Genomic DNA, 19,865 nt, shown 5'->3' with positions numbered 1-19,865 from the left:
ACGTTCTTTGCGTGCAGCTCCAGCAGGAAGTCTCGGCCTGGCGCCCGCGGGTCGCGGGTGTCGTCGAGGTCTTCCACGCCCGCTTCACCGCGCACGCGTACCCCATGCACGTCCACGACGAGTGGACGCTGCTGATCGTCGATGACGGTGCCGTCCGCTACGACCTGGACCGCCACCGGCGCGGCACCCCGGGCGGCACCGTGAGCCTGCTCCCGCCCCAGGTCGCGCACAACGGCTCCGCCGCCACCTCACACGGGTTCCGCAAGCGCGTGGTCTACCTCGACACGACGGTGCTGGACGAGCGCTTCATCGGCGCCGCCGTGGACGGTCCGGACCTCGCCGACTCGGTGCTGCGCCGGCGCGTCGGGCAGCTTCACCGGGTCCTGACCTCTCCCGGTGACGAACTCGAGGCGGAGAGCCGGCTGGCCCTGATCGGCGAACGGCTGCGCGCCCTGCTCCAGCCGCGTCTCGAACTTCCCGTCGCCCACACCGCATTGCCCGGCGCAGGCACCCGCCACGCCATCGCGGGCAGCCTGCGCGAACTCCTCGACGAGCGGGTGGTCGCGGGCATCTCCCTACAGGAAGCGGCCACTCTGGTCCAGGCCCACCCCGCTCACCTTGTTCGCTCGTTCAGTGCCGCCTTCGGTATCGCACCGCACCAGTACCTCATCTCGCGCAGAGTCGCCCTGGCCCGTCGGCTGCTCCTGGATGGCCGCCCGGCGGCCGAGGTGGCCGCCGAGGCGGGATTCCACGACCAGTCCCACTTCACCCGGCACTTCAAGCGCGTCGTGGGCACCACCCCCGGGCGCTACGCGTGCACTCCGGTGTCCTGCCGCTGATGGCTCCGGGCGAAACGGACCAGCGCCTGCGCGGATCCGCTCGGCCGGGACCCGCTGGTCACGACGAGAGCCCGGCCGACTGATCGGCCGGGCTCGTGTGGGGTTCCGTCAGCGGGTCGGGCAGACGTCCTGGGTGACCTTGCCGGCCTTGCCGCCGTTCGTCGCCGGGTCCAGGGTCAGGCACTTGCCGGTCCACCGGTTGATGAAGTAGGTGGCGCGCCGCCCACCGTACTGCTCCGCCGGCATGACCTCCCAGAGCTGGTTGTCCGAGGCCCACCGGCTCTCGCACGGCCACCAGAACAGCTGCATGCCGTTGCCGGGGGGCACGCCGAGGTTCCACGGGACGGTGAGGCAGTAGCCGTTGCCCGCCTTGATCCAGTAGTAGTTCTGACTGTCGTAGGGCGGCAGGGTGCCCGTCCACTGCTGGCTGCTGGGCGCCGGGCTCGCACAGGCCCGCTGCGTCACCACGCCGCCCGAGCCGTCGGGGAAGTCGTCGCCCCGCACCATGCAGCGGTTCGGCGCGGTGGTCTCGTAGGTCTGTCCGATGAACTGCTTGTTCGGGGTGACGGTCCACAGCGCCGGGTGCGGCGGGAAGACGTGGGCGTTGCGGTTGAGTTCGTTGACCACGGACATCGGGGTGACGCTGCCGCTGTTGCTCTGCTCGTAGAAGTTCACGGCGACGTAGTTCGGATTGCGGCCCGCGGCGGGACGGCAGTCCTTGTCGATGCGCTTCTTCAGGGCCGAGCCGTTGTCGCCCGGCGCCTTGAACTCGGGGTTCGCCACGCTCGAGTCGAACTGGTTCATGGTGAACAGCGGCGTCAGGGCCGTGCCCGGCATGGGGTTCTGCCCCACCGGGTTGCTGTTGCGCGACGCGCACCCGTGCGGCCAGTTGTCGTCGTAGTCGTAGAGCGTCTCCACCGTGCGCTTCCAGGTGTACATGAGGCGCCCGTACTCCTTGCTCCCGTCGCCGGACTTGACCGGGACGTCGTCACCCCACCGGTCCTGGAACACCACCAGGCGGCGGTTGTCGGAGACCATGTCGCGCAGCCGCGGCCAGTTCCGGTTGTCGATGTCGTACTGGTTGGGCGAGAACAGCAGGTTCTTCGCGTTCTTGGCCTCCAGCACGTCGCTGACCGCCTCGGTGAGCGACGCGCGGCTGGCGTAGTTCTCCAGGAAGATCGTGACTACTTCCTCCGGGTGGGCCTTGAGGAAGTCCACCACCGTGCTGAGCCCGCTGCGGAACGTCTCGAAGCAGGCGAACTGGGAGTGGCACAGCATCAGGTCGACATTGCCCTCCGGGTCGTGGGCGATGTCGTAGGTGTCGAGCATCAGCCCGCGGACGCCGTCGTCGAGCTGCCGGGCGATGTTGCGCGACTGGTTCCGCGGGGGTACCGCCCCTGAGATCGCGTAGGAGTTGTGGGTGGTCAGCGACGACCACTGGTCGAGGCGGGCGTCCCCGTACTTGCTCCCGGACGCCGCCACGGCGGTCGTCGGGGCGGGCAGCATCGCGGCCAGGAAGAGCAGCGTAAGGACGGGTAGGGACAGCCTTCGCAGCGCGCGGAAGCCTCTTGCAAACATGTCGTTCCCCAGGGTCAGGACGGTCGTCGGAAGCGGAGCGGGCGTGGGGCACCGGTTGCCGGACGGCGGTGTGGGCGGCCCGGGGCAGCGTGATGCCCGGCGGACCGGCCGCCGCCGTCCGTGTCACGTCGAGCCAACACGGCGGACACGGGGACGGACCATGTGGTTCCACCGGCAGAAGTGGGTCCCGGCCCACTTCTGCCGGTGGAACTGCATGGTCCGGTTCCATGCCCGGCACCCGTACGAGAGGCAGGCCGCCCGGTGGCCCCAGTGGTGCTCGCGACGACCTGCGGGAGTCAGACCCCGGCGCGGTTGTCCCTGCCCTCCCGCACGTGAGAGTTCGGCGAGTTGGGGGAGCGCGGAGCCGGAGCGTTTGAACGGCTCCGGCCCGTCCGCCGGTGCCCGGCCAACCCGCCCGGGCAGGGTACGGACCACGAAGTTCCACCAGCAGAAGTGGATGTAACGTCTTGGCATACTTCTGCCGGTAGAGCCCGCCGGCTCGGGGGGACCACGCCGACCAGGGGATTCGAGTCATGAGCAACGAGGGGTTCGCCGCGCGCCTGCATGCTCTGCGAACGGGTGCGGGGCTGAGCCAGGAAGAACTGGCGCAGGCCGCGGGGTTGAGCGTGCGGGCCCTTTCGGACCTGGAGCGCGGACGCTCCCGGGGGCCGCAGCGCCGTACCGTCCAAGCCCTGGCCGCCGCCTTGGACCTGGACGATGCGGCCGCCGCCGAACTGGAACACACCGCCAGCCTCGGCCGCCCCCGACCCCGCCCCGGAGCCGGGCCCGCCACCCAGCCAGAGGCGCGGTCCGTCCCGCACCACGCCCTCCAACTGCCGCGCGACCTGATCGACTTCACTGCGCGCGGCTCTGCCCTGGACCGGCTCCGGGCTCTGGCCGAACACCTCGACCCCGCTCACCCGCCCGTTGCCGTGGTCAGCGGACAGCCCGGCCTGGGCAAGACCGCCTTCGCCGTCCACGCCGCCCACACCCTCGCCCCCCACTTCCCGCACGGCCAGTACGCCATCGACCTGCGCGGCATGGACCCCCGCCCCACCCCGCCGCGCGACGCGCTCGCCCGGCTCCTGCGCGCCCTCGGCAGCGCCGACAGCGCCATCCCCACCACCACCGAGGACCGCAGCGGCCTCCTGCGCTCCCTGCTGCGCGACCGCCGGATCCTCCTCCTCCTGGACAACGCCGCCGACGAGAACCAAGTCCGCCCCCTGCTACCCGGCCACAGCCCCACCCTCACCCTCGTCACCAGCCGCAACGCCCTGGCCGGCCTCGAAGCAGTCCACCGCCCCGAACTCACGCTGCTGCGCCGCGAGGAAGCCGTCGAACTCCTCGCCCGCGTCATCGGCCCCGAACGGGTAAGCCGCGAGAGCCAGGCCGCCCGCGACCTCGCCGACCTGTGCGGCCACCTGCCCCTCGCCGTCCGCATCGCCGCGCAACGCCTCGCCGCCCGCCCCGGCGAACACCTCACCAAACTCGCAACCCAGCTCGCCCGAAACACCACACGCCTGGACACCCTGCAAGCCGGCTCACTGCAGGTCCGCGCCGCCTTCGCCCTGTCCTATCGGCAACTGCCCCCGCCCACCCGCACCGTCTTCCGCCGCGCCTCGCTCGCCGCCGGCCCCGACTTCAGCCCTCAGAGCGCCGCCCTCCTGGCAGGACTGCCACTGCGCCAAGCCGCCCAATGCGCACAGGACCTCACCGACGCCGGACTGCTCCAGCCCCACCCCGCCGCCGACCGCTACCGCTTCCACGACCTCCTCCACCTCTTCGCCGCCGAACAACTCGCCGAAGAGGACGAGCCTGCGCACACGGCCGCCGCCCAGAACCGGGCCGACCTCTGGACACTGCACCGCGCGACCGCCGCAGCGCAGCTCTTCGACACCGCACCCCACCCCGACACCAGCCCCGCCCCCGACCCCGATCCCGCCACCGCACCCGCCGACCACGAACAGGCACAGGTCTGGCTGGAGGCCGAGAGGGCCCAGTGGCTCGCCGCCCTGGGCCGCGCCCAAGCCCGCGGCCTGCACCAACAGGTCATCGATACCGCCGAGGCGATGCACTGGTTCTCCGACCGGACTCCGCACTGGGAAGCCTGGGGACAGGTCTTCCGGTGGGCCGTCGACTCCGCCCGCGCCCTGGGCAGCAAGCACGACGAGGCCGTCCACCTCAACTACCTCGCCTGGGCCTACAACATGTGTCTCTACGACCACACCGCCGCCCTGGCCACCGCACAGGCCGCCTTGGCCGCGGCGCGTGAATGCGGCGACCAGCTCCAGGTCGGCTGGGCCCTGGGCTACGCCGCCGGCGCGCTCCACCGGCTCGGACGAACCGGCGAATCCATCACCTGGCTCCAAGAAGCCGCCGACCACCTCGGCAGGCAGACCGGCCCCCAGAGCCGCCTCGCCGAACTCACCGTCCTCAACACCCTCGGCCAGCACCTGCGCCAGACCGGCCGCGCCGAGGAAGCACTGACCATCCACCGACGCAGCGAGGCCATCTGCCAAGCCGGAGTCCCCGGAAAGCCCCAGGAGCTGATCGGCCTCTACCTCGCCGTAACCCGCCAGCACATGGGAAACGACCTCGCCGCCCTCCACCGATGGGACGAAGCAGAACACCCCCTGAGGTACGCACTCACCCACTTCGAGGCAGCGCAGATGCCCGCCTGGAGCGAACCGGCCCGCCTCGACCTCGGCATCGCCCTGCGCCATCTCACGCGCCACCACGAGGCCCACGCGGCCCTGACCGCCGCACACGACTCGCTCGTCCGGCTGAACAACCCCCGCGCATCCGAAGCGGCCGACCATCTCCACCAACTCGACCGGACACTCGACGCCGCAGGTCACTCAACCGACTGAGGGGGGGGAAGGCCGCTCATCATGCTCCGGGCGACCACTCACACCGCGCGCTCCATGCAGACCAGCTGATCCCGCTCGTCCCACGACTCGGTGATGACGAAGCCGAGCCGTTCGTACAGGGCGATGGCCCCGGTCCGCCATTTCCACACCGACAGCCGCACACCACTCACGCCGCCTTCCGCGGCATGCGCGAGCGCGGCGCCAAGCAGGCCGGACGCGATGCCCCGGCTCCGGAACGCCGGGTCGGTCCAGAGTCTCTTGACCTCCGACCGCCCGCCGGCGGGGGCTGTCACCACCAGGCATCCCACGACCGTGTCCCCGCTCAGGGCCAACAGCACGGCATCGTCGACGAACGCGGTCCGCGGGGCCAGGATTTCTGCCCGGTAGCGGTCAGGCAACCCGTGCACGTCGGCAACGGCCCCGCCCTTCTCTGCCTCCGTCCGCAGGTGGTAATCCGTCAACAAACCTGCCAGCCCGCCCTCAGCGGAAGGGCTCTGGTCCGGCCAGCGGACTATGGCGACCGCGCGTTGATCAGTCATGAGGCCAGCATCACACGACCCGCAGAGGCGCTGCACGAGTCCCTTGGACCCCTTCCGGTGCACGCCCCAGCACGTCCAGCTCGGGAGGCCGGCTGGCCAAGGCGTCCGACACGGTGTCGGGTTCCACCGGCCGGGAACCGCCGCCCGGCGCTGCTCCTCCTCGACCGGCGCAGGCGGCCCGGCCGGCCGGATCCGAGACGGAGCGCGCCCGGCCACGGTGAACCCGGTTCCACGGCAGCCCCGTCATGCGTGACGCCCCTCCTCGGTGAAGCGCAGCAGGAGCAGGGCGATGTCGTCGGTACGGGGGGCTCCGCCGCGGGCTTGGCCTATGAGGTCGTCCGCCAGCGTGCCCACCGGGTGCCGTTCGTGGGTTGCGGTGATGCGTGCGGCGACGGCCGCGATGCCGTCCTCCAGGTCCTCGCCGGCAACCTCGACCAGCCCGTCGGTGTACAAGGTGAGCAGGCTGCCCGGCTCGAACGGGATCTCGACGGCCGTGTACGAGGCGTCCGGGTCGATGCCGAGGAGCAGCCCGGGCGGCAGGTGGAGCACCTTTGCCGGGCCGCCGGCGTGGCGCAGCAGCGGGGGCGGGTGGCCGGCCGTGGCCAGCTGGGCGGTGCGGGTCGAGAGGTTGATGTGGGCGTACACGCAGCTGGTGAAGAGTCCGGGTTCGAGGTCGGTCAGGAGCCGGTTGGTGCGGGCGAGGACCTCCGACGGGCGCTCGCCGGCGGAGGCGTGGACGGCTGTGCGGACCTGGCCCATGAGGGCGGCGGCGTTCACGTTGTGGCCCTGGACGTCGCCGACGGCGGCCGCGACGGTGGTGTCGTCGATCCGGATGAGGTCGTAGAAGTCGCCGCCGATGTCGAACCCGTGCGCCGCCGGCAGGTATCGGGCGGCCACTTCGAGGTGCGGGACGTCCGGCAGGGCGCGCGGCAGCAGGCCGGTCTGCAGGCTGTGGGCGAGCTGGTGGGTGGCGTCGTAGAGGCGGGCGCGGTCCAGGGCCTGGGCGATGAGTCCGGCGAGGGAGGTCAGGATCGCCCGTTCACCGGGGACGAACGTATGGGGACGCGCGTAGGCCAGGATGAGGGTGCCGATGGGCCGGCCTGACGCGATGAGGGGCAGGAAGGCCCACGCCGCCATGTCGTCCCCGATCACGACGGCCGGGAAGGCGTCCGCGAGTGCGCCCGCGTCCGCGAAGAACAGCGGCTCGCCCGTGCGCAGGCCATGGGTGCTGGCCGTGTGGATGCCGAGCGGGATGCCGTCGTAGCGGGCCATGAGCTCGGCCGTGTAGCCGCGGAAGCCGACGATGCGCAGGCGCTGCTCCTCGGCCACCAGAAGGGCCAGGGCCTGGGCGCCGAGCGCGGGGACGAGCAGGTCGGCAGCGTGGTCGACGACGTCACGTGCGTGGACGGCCTCCGTGAGGGCGGCCGCCAGGTGCATGAGCTGATAGAGGGCGGTGGCCCGGCTGGGTGAGGGTTCCGCGGGGACGGCTGTCGGCGGGGCCGACGGCGCGGCGGGCTCGCCGGCGGCGACCGGGGTGATGCGGACGCTGATCCCGGTGTCGTCCGGGTAGAGGTCGAAGCGCAGGTGGCGGCCTTTCGGGGGCGCGGCGGTGAAGCTGCGCGGCAGCCGGCTGATCGCCGCGGCCCGGTAGTGGTCCTCGATGACGGGGGTGTCCATCCAGGGCAGCGCTTCCCAGGGCAGGGCGCCGCGGAGGCGGGAGACGGGTGCGCCCAGCAGCTCGGCCGCCTCGGCGGTGATGAAGGTGATCGTGCCGTTCAGATCGAGGGCGCAGTTGCCCCCGGGCAGCCGGCGGATGAAGGCCATGGAGGCGGCCGCCTCGACCGGTCCGGGTGTGGGAGGAGGAAGCGGGCGCAGCATGACCGGGTGCGCCGGCGGATGTACGGGGTGTCCGGCGTCGGCGGCCCTGCGCAGGTGGTTCGCGAGACGGCCGCAGACCGAGTCCACCGCGTCGCGTTCCCGGTCGGTCAGGTGGGGCGCGTGGGAGCCGGGCCACAGGAGGACGAGACCGGCCCCGGTGGGCTCCGCCGCCTCGGACATCGGGTCGGGGACGAGCGGGGCGGCGGCGAGGACGAAGTCGTACGGCAGGACGAGGCCGAGTCGCGGGTAGCGCCGGGCGGTCTCCTCCTGGCCGCCCAGCCAGACGAACCGCCCGTCGCGGACCGCGTCGGCCACCGGGATGGAATCGTCCACGACGACCCGGGACCAGGGCAGCGCGAACTCACGGGCCAGGCCGAGGGTCATCGCCAGGTGCAGGACGGGCCGGGCGGGGTCGGGCAGGTACAGCATGCCGATGGACGCCCCGGCGTCCGCGCAAGCCCGGACCAGGGCCTCGCCGAGCGCCCGCTGATCGGCCCCCTCGACGCCCTCGGCGGGCCCGGGCGGCCCGGCCCCCTGGTCACGCCCTGGAAGGTTTCGCACCCGTCCATGGTCCCCCCACATGCCGCCCGCGCGTCGGTTCGGGCCCACCCCGGCGAGCCCGCGACCGCCCTCCTCCGGCCGTGTGTGACCGTGCGGTCACCAGATGTCACGCATGGGGGTGGGGAGGGCAAGGGGCTTCGAGGCGTTCAGGGCATCACTGAAACAGTCCTCGGCGACCGTACGCATCCCGCACAGCAGGGCTTGCGTCCCCCTCGATGCCCGGATCAGTGCCGCAGGTAGTAGGGGCGGTTGTGGGCGGCGACGGGGGGTGACTGGTAGGTCCAGGCTCCCGTCGGGGCCGTGCCGTTGAGTAGCAGGGTCAGGTCCCGGCCGACGTCGGCGGTGGGATCGAGGACGGCGAGGCCGGCCCGGTCCGCCGTGATGTCGCAGGGGGCGTACCAGAGGTAGGGCTGGTACACGTTCATCGGGCCGGCCAGGGGGCGGCCGGTGTCGTCGGTGCCGTATCCCGTGATGGGGGTGTTGTTCACGGGGGTACCCGTGAGGCCTGTGAGGTCGGCGGTGAGGGTGAAGAGGCTGGTGGGGTGGCGCTCGATGTCGCCCTCGGGTGTGATGCCGGCGGCCTTGCAGGTCACGTGCCAGCTGTTGCCGGCCGGTCCGTTGAGGGACGGCATGGCTGCCTCGAACCATCCGGGGTGCTTGGGCTCGGCGTAGAGCTTGCGGCCGGCGTCGATGGCGAGCGGGTTGTCGCACAGCACGTGGATGCGGGCGATGCCGAGGAGTTTGGTCTGGTCGTAGCCCTGGGCGTACTGCTCGTACGACAGGTCGGGCAGGCGGTCGGCGGCGTCCGCGGGGAACGCGACGATGTTCACCTCGACCTCTTGGGTTGTCCCCGCGCCGAACTGGTATTGGGCGAAGTACAGCTGGAAGTTCACCGACACCAGGGCCCGTCCGCCGAACTCCGCGACGCTCAGGGCCGGATGGTGTTTGGCGAGCACGTCCCGGGTCGCTGCGGGATCGACCAGGAAGTCCACGCCGAGGTTGTGGAGAGCGCCGTAGTGGAAGGGGAGTCGGTACGGGGCCGGTACGGGCGGCAGGGGCATCGGGCTCACGCGGCGTCTCCGGTGGTCGTGGTCGTGGCGGGTGCGGGTGCGGGTGCGGTGTGGTGCAGGGCAACGGGACGGTCTCGCGCGGCCAGCTCACCCTCGACGCGTTCGGCGCTGCGCAGGACGAGAGCGGCCATCGTCAGCGTGGGGTTGGAAGTGGCGACCGAGGGCAGGCTGCCGCAGCCGATCGCGTAGAGACCCGGGTGGTCCCAGCAGCGCTGCCACTCGTCGACGACCGAGGTCGTGGGTGAGTCGCCCATGATGTGCGTTCCGGCGCCGTGCCCCGCCCCGCGGAAGGCGTAGGAGCGGCCGTGGTGGACGAAATGGCCGGGCTGACCGGGGCCGGGTGCGTAGTCGCTGTGGTCCTCCGCGCCCAGCAGCGCGAAGATCTGGTCGGACACCTCTTTCGCCGCGGCGATGCCGTCCCTGACGTGCGCGGAGAGGTTGTAAGTGGCGACGGGGCGCGGCAGGCCCAGCGCGTCGCGGTTGCGGGGATCGAGGGTGATGCGGTTGGCCGGATCCGCACCCTGCTCCATCTCGAACTGCAGGGCGAACTGCCTGCCGATCCGTTCCCGTACGGATGCTCGCAGCGCGGCGCCGCGCGGGCCGTGCCCTTGCCGGCCGGCAGGCCGCAGAAGTGCCGCGAGGTCCGCGTCCGGGCCTCCGGTGGCCCAGACCCAGCCCCAGTTGCCGATCTCGACGCGGAACGGCGCCCGTCGGCGGCGGGCCCGGCCGAAGCGGAAGCCTTCGAGGCCCGAGGTGGACCCGGGGCCCCGGTACGGTCCCACCTGCTCCGGCATGAGTCCCCAGGCGAGCAGCACGGGGTGGTCCATCAGGTTGCGGCCGACCTGTCCGCTGCGGTTCGCGAGCCCCGAGAGCAGCAGCAGCTTGGCGTTCTCCACGGCGTGGGCGGCCAGGACGACGACGTCCGCGGCAACGCGGTGCCGAGTGACCCCGTCCCCGCACCCGTCCCCGTCCCGGTACGAGAGGTACTCGACCCCCGAGGCGCGGCCGGTGCCGTCCACGAGCACCCGGCTCACGACCGCCCGGGCCACGAGCGTCACCGCGGGACTCCAGCGCGCCTGCGTCTTCAGCGGTGTGTACTTGGCCTGGGAGGGGCAGACCGGGATGCAACTGGCATGGCCGACACAGCGGTTGTGCGGGTCGGACCGCCCTTCGGCTCCCACGGGGACGTACCCGGCACCGCCGTCGTACGACGGGTTCGGAACCCCGTTGCGGGCATGCGGAGTTCCTACGACCCGCAGCTCCACCGGGTCCTCGGCGCCCGGGTCGTTCACGCGCCGGCCGTCCAGCCGTCCGGCCATCAGGCGGTCCAAGTGGCTGGGCGGCAGCGCGCGCATGGGGAAGGCGTAGCCGTGAGGTAGGGGCAGCCCGACGTGGGCGCGCTGTTCGTCGGCGTCGGCCGCGACGCCGATCTCCCGCTCGGCGGCCCGGTAGTACGGCTCCAGATCGGCGTAACCGATCGGCCAGGCGCGGCCGTAGCCGAAGAGGTCGGTACGGAAGTCCTCCGGGTGCATCCGCGGGGTCAGCCCGGTCCACACGTTGCCGGTCCCGCCGTTCGCGCGCACGTACCCGCTGGCGTAGGGGAGTTCGCCCCGCTGGATCAGATAGCCGTCGGACCGGTACCCCCCGCCGGCCACGCCGGTCAGGTCGGTGACCTCGGGCCGGGGCGCGGCCGGATGAGCGGGGTAGGGGGACCCCGGTACTTTGGCCGAGGCGGCGAGGTAGGTGTCCACCGCGCGCCTATGGCCGTGCTCGGCGTTGACCGCCCGTACCCCCGCCTCCAGTACCAGCACGCGCCGACCGCGCTCACCGAGCCGGTGCGCCATCAGTGTCCCTGCGAAGCCGCCGCCGACGACGATCACGTCGTACTCGCGATCCTGCGGGCGACCCGGGCTCACTGCGCGACTCCTGCCCCTGCGGCGACGTCAGCGGGAGCCTCGGCCCAGCTGCCGAAGCCGCTGGGCCCCGCGCCCGGCGGCTTCCCGCCGAAGGCGCGCCAGACGAGCCCCGCTGCGTAGGCGCGGGCGGACACGGTGAAGGGTGTCGTGCCGACGAATCCTGGCCAACTCCCCGTGTACCAGAGGAGAATGACGGCTTCGGCGAGCTCTCCTCGGCCCTCTTCCGGCCCACGACTCCCATCGGCCTGATCGGGGAGTTCCTCTTCGAGGAAGAGCTTGTAGCGATCGGCCCCGACCTGTTCCCGTACGACGGCCCGGTATTCCTCCGACATTCCCGTGGCTCGCAGCTCCTCCTCACTGAAGCCGGTCAGAGCCGCGGACCTCGCGATGAATTCATCGCCCCCGTCCATGCTCTCCATGACGTGCGACACCATGACGTTCCCCCCTGCGCGCGCGGTTCTGAGCGTCGGTTGCCGACGAGTACGGCCACGCCGCAACGGACGATCACGATCCGTTCCCCACCGCAGGTCCCCCCATGCCCTGGCGTCGGCGCAGGCCGGGACGGTCGGCGTGATCCGGCCATCCGTATGAGAGGACCCGCCCTGCGGCGTGCACGGAGGCGGCCCACCCGCGGGCCGGGTCGTTCAGGACCCACGCCCACGGCGCGGCGAACCCCCGCACGATGGCGGGGCACCTATGGTGGGCACGGCGCTGAGGTCGACAACGGGGGTCGGGCGCCGAAGGCTGTCCGCCCCTCACCCGGCCGGATCCTCCGCTCTCGGGTCGGTACTCCGAGAACCGATAAGTGAGCGTGGGAACAAATGTGAATCGTTGCCCGTTCAACTGTGTGTGGGTGCGGGAAGGGCTGAAGTCCCCGGGCCCGACCAACTGCCTGTGGGGAAGATCGTTCGGCTGAAGCCTCGCAGTGCCCACCGCCGTGAGGCGACCACCCTTCCCGCACCCCACCCCTGATCGCCCCGGCCGGCCTCCCCCCCGGCCTGCCGGGGCCGCCCCGACCTGTTCCCACCCCCCCCCGGGACAGGTCGGGGCCCTTTCGTACGCGCCGCAGTTCACGTGGTCCCCGCCCCGCGCTTCGAGCCGGAGGAGAAGGTTCGCGTGCCCCGGATCGGGCCGGGCCGACCATGCGTGCGGCCCGATCGCGTGAGGGGGTACGACGAGGCGTACTCTCCTGGGCGCAGCCGTGAACGAGTGGCTGTGACCAGCGGTGACGCAACGGCCCTCAGACGATGTCGAATTCGTTGCCCTCGGGGTCCTGCATGGCGGCGGCGTAGAACCCCGTGTCCGGCTCATCCTTGATCCGCAGCACGGTGGCACCAGCTCTGAGCAGCCGTTCGACCGTAACCTTGACCCGCTGTGTGCGGACATCCAGCGGGACGTCACGGCCCCCACCGACCTTCAGGTCGAAGTGCCACCGGTTCTTGGCGGCCTTCGGCTCCGGGACCTGCTGGAACCACACCCTCGGTCCACGTCCCGAGGGATCGATGATCGACTCCGGAACATCCCCGGCACCGGTCGGCAACTCCGCCTCGGGCACTCCCACCGCCGCCCAGTAAGCACGCCACGTGGGGTGCCCGGCCGGCGGAGGCTCAGGCACGTAGCCCAGGGCTTCGGCCCAGAAAGTCACCATTCTCTGCGGATCGGAGCAGTCGATCGTCAGCTGCACTGTCATCTCCATGCTCGGAGCATCCCAGGCAGGTCTGACAGACGATCCGCTCTTGCAACAGGCCCTCGCGGCCGTGCGCTGCGGCGGTTGCCCTATCGCGTGGCTGGGCGACGAGGGTGCGTGCCGGGCTGCCGCCGCCGGGTCCGTTGCCCGGGGGCGGGCTCGGGTGGCGTGTACGGGGAGGGGGACTCCTCCTCTCCCAGATGCCGTCGGCCGCCGGAATCCGCAGCCGGTTGTGGGCCGCCCCCGACGACCCGACGTGCTCGGACCGGACCAGCCACGGAGTGCCTGGCGGGGTACTCGCAGGCGATCGCGTCGATCACCTGCCGGTGAGCGCGCCACCGCCGACCCGGGAGGCCGGTTGCGTGTCCGCTGGGCGTCGGTCAGCAGTTCTCGTTGATCACGTCCCGGTCGACCAGACCCTCGGAGCGTCTCGCCGCTGACGTCGTCCGGTCGCGCTTGACGGCGTCGAGATGCCGTTGTCGGTCTGGCCCGTGCCGGTCCGTGCACAGCTCATGTCCGTGGGGGCGGGTGCTGCGGCGATGGCGGGGTAAGCGCGCCGTGACCACGGCATGCACAGCTCAACGAGGAGGATCCGCGATGGCGGCTCGCTACGCAGTCCCGTACCAGCCCGGCCAGGACCCTCGGCCGTGATCACCATGGAGCGGCAGAGCCAGGTGGGGGTGGGCTCGGCGAGCGCCTTGGTCGCGGGTACTTCTCAGCGGATCGCGAAGCCGGTCCGTGCGGAGGTGCAGTCGGCCCACGCGGAGACGACGGAGAAGGGCACGCGCCACGGGACGGGCGACGGTCCCTTCGCTCTCTTCGCCGCGGCGGGCGTCCTCGGTCTCTTCGCCGCCGAGGCCCTGATGGCCACGTGCGTTGCCGCCCTCGCCCTGGTCCTGCCGGTATGGACGGCAGCACTCGCCATCACCGGCGTGATCGCGGCAATGGCCGCGGTGACCGCGTTTGCCGGGAAGCAGCGGATCACAAAGGCCGGCGTCCCCATTCCCGACGGACCCTGGACAGGGTGAAGGCAGACCTGGCCGAGGTCAAGGAGACAGTGCACCGGTGAACGAACCCCTGGCCGCCGAGGCCGACATCAAGGCCCGAACCAAGGAGAAGACCGCCGTCATGAAGCAGCAAACCACCGAAAAGGCGTTCCTGATCGCCGACCAGATCCGCGAGAAGGCGGGACAGGCCGCCCAACTGGTGCGGGACAAGACCCCCGACCCCGTCCTGGACAAGACCGCCCACGCCGCGGCGCAGGTGTGGGACAGCGCGACCCGCGTCGGCCGGTACGCGGCGGGCAAGGCTCCCGACCCGCTGCTGGAGAAGGCCGGCAAGGCCGCGACGGTCGCACGCGGGAACCGCACTCCGCTCCTGATCACCGGCGCTGTGATCATCGCGCTCGCGCTGGTGCGCCGCGGCCGCGGACGTCGCCGATGAAGACCTTCAAGGCTGCCTGCGAGGACGCAGACAGGAGCCGTCCCTGCCGACTGGGCCGCTCGGCCCGGGGATGACTGCTCGCCGAACCCCGCCACGGCAGGCATGGTCGCCGGGATCAGCGGCGTCCAGACCTGCCGTGGGACGACGACGGTGCTCGGCGCCTCCCTTTTCGGGCCTCGGCTTTCAGTGCGAGGCCCACCACACGCCCGGTGCGGCCCTGACCCACACGAGCCCGTCGTGCGTTCCGGCGGCCTGTTTCCGCTGACTGCCGCCGGCCAGGCGAGGACCATGAACCAGTCGAAGGCACCGGTACTCGAGGCACTGGCCGCCTACCACGCCGGTGGGCAGACACCGTTCACACCTCCGGGCCCAAAGCAGGGCCGCGGTCCTGACCCCTGCGTACGCGCCGTGCTCGGTGAAGCGGTGTTCCGCTCCGACGTGCCGGCGCCCAGAGGGCTGGACGACCGGAGGTCCTCCCACGCCCTGGTGAAGGCGGCACAGGCACTGATGGCCGAGGCGGCCTTCGCCGAGCATCCCGACGCTCGCGGAGCGCTGGTGACCACGCCCACCCCGTACGACACCTGCTCCGACCTCGCAGCCATCGCAGCGATCTGCCACGAGCGGGCCGTCCCCTGATCGTCGTCGAGGCATGGGGCGCCCACCTGCCCTTCCACCCCAACCTGCCGACCTGCCGACCGGGGCCATGGACGCCGGCACGGACGCGTGTGTCACCTCCGTGCACAAAACGGGGCCCGGCCTGGAACAGAGCTCGGTCCTTCACCTCCAGGGCGACCTGGTCAAACCCGAGGTGCTCAAGAGCCGGGAGGACCTGCTCGGTGCCACCAGCCCCTCGGTCCTCATCTACGCGGCCCTGGACGGCCGGCGCCGGCAGATGGTCGAAGAGGGAAGGGTCCTCTACGACGGCGCGCTCGCCCTGGCGGACCAGGTCCGTGCCCGCATCTCCCGCATCTCCCGCATCGACGGCATGCGGGTGCACGGCCGAGACCCTGCCGGCGGCCCTGACCGACCTGGCCGCCCCGACCGCCCACGCCGGCGAACTGCGCACGGCCGGTCCGTTCACGTCCCGCCGCCGTCCCGGCTGAGGCTGGAACAGGCGGTCCTGCCGCGCGATGCATTCTTCGGCGTGACGGAGCAGGTGCCCCGGGAGAAGGCGGACGGGCGGATCGCCGCAGAGATGCTGCCCCTACCCTCCGGGCATCCCGGCGGCGCTGCCCGGCGAACGCCTCACCCGGGACGTACCGCGCCACCTGCGCTCCGGCGTCGAGGCGGGCATGGTCGTCCCGGACGCGGTCGACACGAACATCGAAAGCGTGCGGGCGCTTCGCGCGGACCGACACCGGCGACGACGGTGAGAAGGGCGACGGACCACCGGCAGTGGTGACCGGCCCGGACTCCGGAGTCGACCGCCGGGTGCCCACCGGCACGGCGCGGGCCCGCACGAAGACCCCCACCCGAGCGGTGGGCCGTACGGGGGAGGCCAACGGGGGCGTGCGGCGCGCTCGGGCGTGCGAGGGGCCAGGCTGGGCAGCCGAAGGGATATTCCCTCCCCGAACGGACGTCAAGGGAGCTCGTCGTGGCCCACGCAACCGACCCGCCCGCCCGCCGACCCGCTCCCGACGGCAGCCCCGGAGCGGCGCCGCTCACGCCGGACGACGCGCTCGCCGGGGCCACCCGCTCCCACGTGACCCTCCGCGTCAACGGCGTCCACCACGACCTCGACCTGGACCACCGGGTCACGCTGCTCGACACCCTGCGCGAGCACCTGGACCTGACCGGCGCCAAGAAGGGCTGCGACCACGGGCAGTGCGGTGCCTGCACCGTCCTGGTGGACGGCCGGCGCGCCAACAGCTGCCTGCTCCTCGCCGTGGCCCTCGACGGCTGCGACGTCACCACCGTCGAGGGCCTGGCGGGCCCCGACGGCGCCCTGCACCCGCTCCAGCGAGCCTTCATGGAGTACGACGCCTTCCAGTGCGGCTACTGCACCCCAGGCCAGCTCTGCTCCGCGGTCGGCGCGCTCCGCGAAGCCGCCGCCGGCCACCCCTCGCAGGTCACCGCCGCTGCGGCTCCGGCCGCACCCGGCCCCGCCGTGCTGACCACCGAGGAGATCAGGGAACGGCTGAGCGGGAACCTCTGCCGCTGCGGCGCCTACCCCGCGATCGTCCGAGCCGTCGCCGACGCGGGAGCCGACGCCGCGGCCACCGCGACCGGCGCGGAGGTGACCGCGTGAAGCCCTTCTCCTACGTGCGCGCCACCAGCCTCCAGTCGGCGGCCGACGCCTACGCCGCCCACCCCGGCTCCCGCTACCTCGCAGGCGGCACCAACCTCGTGGACCTGATGAAACTCGGCGTCGAGACCCCCGGCGCCCTCATCGACGTCTCCCGCCTGCCGCTCGACGAGATCCGCGCACTCCCCGACGGCGGCCTGCGCGTCGGCGCCACGGTCCGCAACAGCGACCTCGCGGCCGACCCCCTGGTGCGCACCCGCTACCCGCTCCTCAGCCGGGCGCTGCTCTCCGGTGCCTCCGGCCAGCTGCGCAACGTGGCCACCACCGGCGGCAACCTGCTCCAGCGCACCCGCTGCGGCTATTTCCAGGACCTCTCCAAACCCTGCAACAAACGCGAACCCGGCAGCGGCTGCGGGGCCCGCGACGGCCTCCACCGCGACCACGCGGTACTCGGACACTCCGAGCACTGCATCGCCACCCACCCCTCGGACATGGCCGTGGCCCTCGCCGCGCTGGACGCCGGAGTCGAGCTGTACGGCGCGGCGGGCACCACCCGTACCGTCGCGGCCGCCGAGTTCCACCGGCTACCCGCGGACCGGCCCGAGCAGGACACCGTCATCCGCCCCGGGGAGATCATCACGGCGGTGATCCTGCCCGCCGCCGCGCCGGGCGCACTCTCCCTCTACCGCAAGGCCCGCGAACGCGCCTCGTACGCCTTCGGCCTCGCTTCGGTCGCCGTCGTCCTCGACCTCGACCTCGACGACGGCCGGGTGCGCCGGATCGCCCTCGCCTTCGGCGGCCTCGCCCACCGGCCCTGGCGCGCGACCACCGCCGAGGGTCGGCTGACCGGCGCCGTACCGCGCCCCGACACCGTGCGCGCGGCCGTCGACGCCGAACTCGCGCAGGCGAGGCCCTTGCGCGACAACGCGTACAAGATCCCGCTCGCCCGCAACCTCGCCTGCGACGCCATCGCCGAGCTGGCCGGGACGCACCCCCGTTCCCCTGCCGCGCCGTAGCGGCGCCACCGACGCGCCGACCAGGAACAGGACCACGATGAGCCCGACCTCCGCCACCCTCGCCCCCACCGCCTCCGCCCCCACCGCGCTCGGCGCCTCCGCCCCGCGGCGCGAAGGCAGGGAGAAGGTGACCGGCGCCGCCCGCTACGCCGCCGAACAGCACCTGCCCCTGCGGGCCTACGCCTGGCCGGTGCCCGCGACCGTCGCCCGCGGCCGGATCACCGCCGTCGACACCGCCGGCGCCCTGGCCCTGCCCGGCGTACTGGGCGTCCTCACCCCCTACGACGCTCCCCGCCTGGGCCCCTCCGACGACCCGACCCTGCAACTCCTGCAGGACACGCGGGTGCCGCACCGCGGCTGGTACGTCGCACTGGCCATCGCCGACACCCTGGAGGGGGCGCGGGCCGCCGCCGACGCCGTGCGCGTCAGGTACGAGAGCGAGCCGCACGACGTCACCCTGCACGAAGGGCATCCAGGCCTGTACACCCCCGAGCTGGTCAACGGCGGCTACCCTGCGCACCGCGAACAGGGCGACCCCGACGCGGCGTTCGCCGACGCGCCCGTACGCGTGGACGTCCGCTACTCGGTTCCGCCGTTGCACAACCACGCCATGGAGCCGCACGCCGCCACCGCGGACTGGGACGCCGAACGCGGCCACCTCACCGTGTACGACTCCTGCCAGGGCACCACGGTGGTGCGCAATGTCCTGGCCGGCCTGTTCCGGCTGCCGGAGGACCGGATCACCGTCCTGGCCGAGCACGTCGGCGGCGGATTCGGCTCCAAGGGCACACCGCGCCCGCACGTCGTCCTCGCCGTGATGGCCACCCGGCACTGCGGACGCCCGGTCACGCTGTCCCTGCCCCGACAGCACATGGCCGCCACCGTCGGGCACCGCGCACCCACCCTGCACCACCTCCGGCTCGGCGCCCGCCCCGACGGCACCCTCACCGCCCTCGTCCACGAGGTCACCACGCACACCTCGCAGGTCCGCGAGTTCGTCGAACAGGCCGCCGTGCCGGCCCGGGTGATGTACGCCGTCCAGGACAGCCGCACCACCCACCGCGTCACCGCGCTCGATGTGCCCACGCCCTCCTGGATGCGTGCCCCCGGCGAAACCCCCGGCATGTACGCCCTGGAGTCGGCCATGGACGAGCTGGCCGACGCCCTCGGCATGGACCCCGTCGAGCTGCGCGTGCGCAACGACGCGGCCACCGAGCCCGACAGCGGACGCCCGTTCAGCACGCGCCACCTCGTGGAGTGCCTGCGCGACGGCGCACGCCGGTTCGGCTGGGCCGGGCGCCGGCCGCCCCGCCGCGAGGGGCCGCTCCTCATCGGCACCGGTGTGGCCGCCGCCACCTACCCCGTGTACATCGCCCCCTCGGGCGCCCGGGCCCACGCCCGCCCCGACGGGAGCTACCTGGTCGAGGTCAACGCCACCGACATCGGTACCGGCGCCCGTACGGTCCTGGCCCAGATCGCCGCCGACGCCCTGCACGTCCCGCTCGACGCCGTCTCGCTGGCCATCGGCAACAGCGCGCTGCCGCCCGGTCCCGTCGCCGGCGGCTCCACGGGAACGGCGTCCTGGGGCTGGGCGGTGCACGATGCGTGCACCGCGCTGACCGACCGGCTGGCCCGGCACCAAGGCCCCCTGCCCGCCGCAGGGCTCTCCGCGTCCGCCGACACCACCCAGTCCGCGAAGCAGAAGTCCCCGTACGCGCGCCACGCGTTCGGGGCACACTTCGCCGAGGTCCAGACCGACACCGTCACGGGTGAGGTGCGCGTCCGCAGGCTGCTCGGCGTCTACGCGGCCGGCCGCATCCTCAACCCGCGCACCGCCCGCTCCCAGTTCATCGGGGGAATGGTGATGGGGCTGGGCATGGCGCTCACCGAGCACAGCGGGCTCGACCCGGCGTTCGGCGACTTCGCCGAACGGGACCTGGCCGCCTACCACGTGCCGGCCAACGCCGACGTCCCCGCCATCGAGGCCCACTGGATCGACGAGCACGACAAGCACCTCAACCCGATGGGCAGCAAGGGCATCGGGGAGATCGGCATCGTCGGCACGGCCGCGGCGATCGGCAACGCCGTGTGCCACGCCACCGGCCGGAGGCTACGGGAACTGCCCCTGACCCCCGACCGGGTCCTGGCCGCCCTCGAAGCGGGAGAGCACCTCGGTCACCGGGACCATCACGGGGCGGGGCGGTGATCGGCCGTGCCGCGGCG

General features: G+C 72.6%; 14 protein-coding genes and 1 pseudogene. 8 read left to right on the top strand and 7 right to left on the bottom strand.

Translation table 11 applies throughout. The features are described 5' to 3' along the window. Nucleotides 1-11 precede the first annotated feature (11 nt). A complete protein-coding gene (locus tag ACFXGI_RS02945; RefSeq protein WP_384702326.1) occupies nt 12-839 on the top strand; it encodes an AraC family transcriptional regulator in 828 nt (275 codons plus the stop codon). A 108-nt stretch (nt 840-947) separates the two neighbouring features. Here ACFXGI_RS02945 and ACFXGI_RS02940 read toward each other — a convergent pair whose 3' ends face one another. Then, on the bottom strand, nt 948-2,417 hold the full coding sequence (locus ACFXGI_RS02940) for a phosphatidylinositol-specific phospholipase C domain-containing protein (protein WP_384702323.1): 1,470 nt from the start codon (nt 2,415-2,417) through the stop codon (nt 948-950). 533 nt (nt 2,418-2,950) lie between these two features. On the opposite strand from ACFXGI_RS02940, the gene ACFXGI_RS02935 reads away from it, so the two are divergent. After that, nucleotides 2,951-5,287: a helix-turn-helix domain-containing protein gene (locus ACFXGI_RS02935; RefSeq protein WP_384702320.1), complete on the top strand. Its 2,337-nt coding sequence runs from the start codon at nt 2,951-2,953 to the stop codon at nt 5,285-5,287. A gap of 38 nt (nt 5,288-5,325) precedes the next feature. Here the strand turns inward: ACFXGI_RS02935 and ACFXGI_RS02930 are convergent, their stop codons facing one another. The 6 genes from ACFXGI_RS02930 to ACFXGI_RS02905 all read right to left on the bottom strand — a co-directional run bounded on the left by ACFXGI_RS02930 (nt 5,326) and on the right by ACFXGI_RS02905 (nt 12,947). Next, complete coding sequence (locus tag ACFXGI_RS02930; RefSeq protein WP_384702317.1) at nt 5,326-5,826, bottom strand: GNAT family N-acetyltransferase; 501 nt, start codon at nt 5,824-5,826, stop codon at nt 5,326-5,328. 243 nt (nt 5,827-6,069) lie between these two features. Further along, entirely contained in the window at nt 6,070-8,265 is a 2,196-nt protein-coding gene (locus ACFXGI_RS02925) for a SpoIIE family protein phosphatase (RefSeq protein WP_384702314.1), read from the bottom strand. Nucleotides 8,266-8,489: 224 nt separating this feature from the next. Beyond that, on the bottom strand, nt 8,490-9,326 hold the full coding sequence (locus tag ACFXGI_RS02920; RefSeq protein ID WP_384702693.1) for a hypothetical protein: 837 nt from the start codon (nt 9,324-9,326) through the stop codon (nt 8,490-8,492). A 5-nt stretch (nt 9,327-9,331) separates the two neighbouring features. Beyond that, nucleotides 9,332-11,251 (bottom strand): GMC oxidoreductase, encoded by a 1,920-nt coding sequence (locus ACFXGI_RS02915; RefSeq protein WP_384702311.1) that lies wholly within the window; start codon nt 11,249-11,251, stop codon nt 9,332-9,334. After that, nucleotides 11,248-11,685: a hypothetical protein gene (locus ACFXGI_RS02910; protein WP_384702308.1), complete on the bottom strand. Its 438-nt coding sequence runs from the start codon at nt 11,683-11,685 to the stop codon at nt 11,248-11,250. Before ACFXGI_RS02910 ends, ACFXGI_RS02915 begins: the two co-directional genes overlap by 4 nt. An 806-nt stretch (nt 11,686-12,491) precedes the next feature. Then, nucleotides 12,492-12,947 carry a VOC family protein gene (locus ACFXGI_RS02905; RefSeq protein WP_384702305.1) on the bottom strand — a complete coding sequence of 152 codons (456 nt, stop codon included), beginning with the start codon at nt 12,945-12,947 and terminating at the stop codon, nt 12,492-12,494. 647 nt (nt 12,948-13,594) lie between these two features. Here ACFXGI_RS02905 and ACFXGI_RS02900 point away from each other — a divergent pair. The 6 genes and pseudogenes from ACFXGI_RS02900 to ACFXGI_RS02875 all read left to right on the top strand — a co-directional run bounded on the left by ACFXGI_RS02900 (nt 13,595) and on the right by ACFXGI_RS02875 (nt 19,848). Further along, a complete protein-coding gene (locus ACFXGI_RS02900) occupies nt 13,595-13,966 on the top strand; it encodes a phage holin family protein (RefSeq protein ID WP_384702690.1) in 372 nt (123 codons plus the stop codon). 37 nt (nt 13,967-14,003) lie between these two features. Beyond that, nucleotides 14,004-14,381 (top strand): hypothetical protein, encoded by a 378-nt coding sequence (locus tag ACFXGI_RS02895; RefSeq protein ID WP_384702302.1) that lies wholly within the window; start codon nt 14,004-14,006, stop codon nt 14,379-14,381. A 288-nt stretch (nt 14,382-14,669) separates the two neighbouring features. Continuing rightward, nucleotides 14,670-15,754: pseudogene (locus ACFXGI_RS02890) on the top strand (hypothetical protein). Between the two features lie 221 nt (nt 15,755-15,975). Then, nucleotides 15,976-16,629, top strand: coding sequence for a (2Fe-2S)-binding protein (locus ACFXGI_RS02885; protein ID WP_384702299.1), 654 nt, complete (start codon nt 15,976-15,978; stop codon nt 16,627-16,629). Further along, nucleotides 16,626-17,642 (top strand): FAD binding domain-containing protein, encoded by a 1,017-nt coding sequence (locus ACFXGI_RS02880; protein WP_384702296.1) that lies wholly within the window; start codon nt 16,626-16,628, stop codon nt 17,640-17,642. Before ACFXGI_RS02885 ends, ACFXGI_RS02880 begins: the two co-directional genes overlap by 4 nt. A 37-nt stretch (nt 17,643-17,679) precedes the next feature. Beyond that, the gene (locus tag ACFXGI_RS02875) at nt 17,680-19,848 is read left to right on the top strand and encodes a xanthine dehydrogenase family protein molybdopterin-binding subunit (RefSeq protein ID WP_384702294.1); all 2,169 of its coding nucleotides are present in this window, start codon (nt 17,680-17,682) and stop codon (nt 19,846-19,848) included. Nucleotides 19,849-19,865: the final 17 nt, after the last annotated feature.

Origin of the sequence: Streptomyces sp. NPDC059355, from assembly GCF_042752335.1 — a bacterium.
GTDB lineage: Bacteria > Actinomycetota > Actinomycetes > Streptomycetales > Streptomycetaceae > Streptomyces.
Note: the sequence above shows the minus strand (reverse complement) of the source record. Positions and strands in the feature narration are given on the sequence as shown.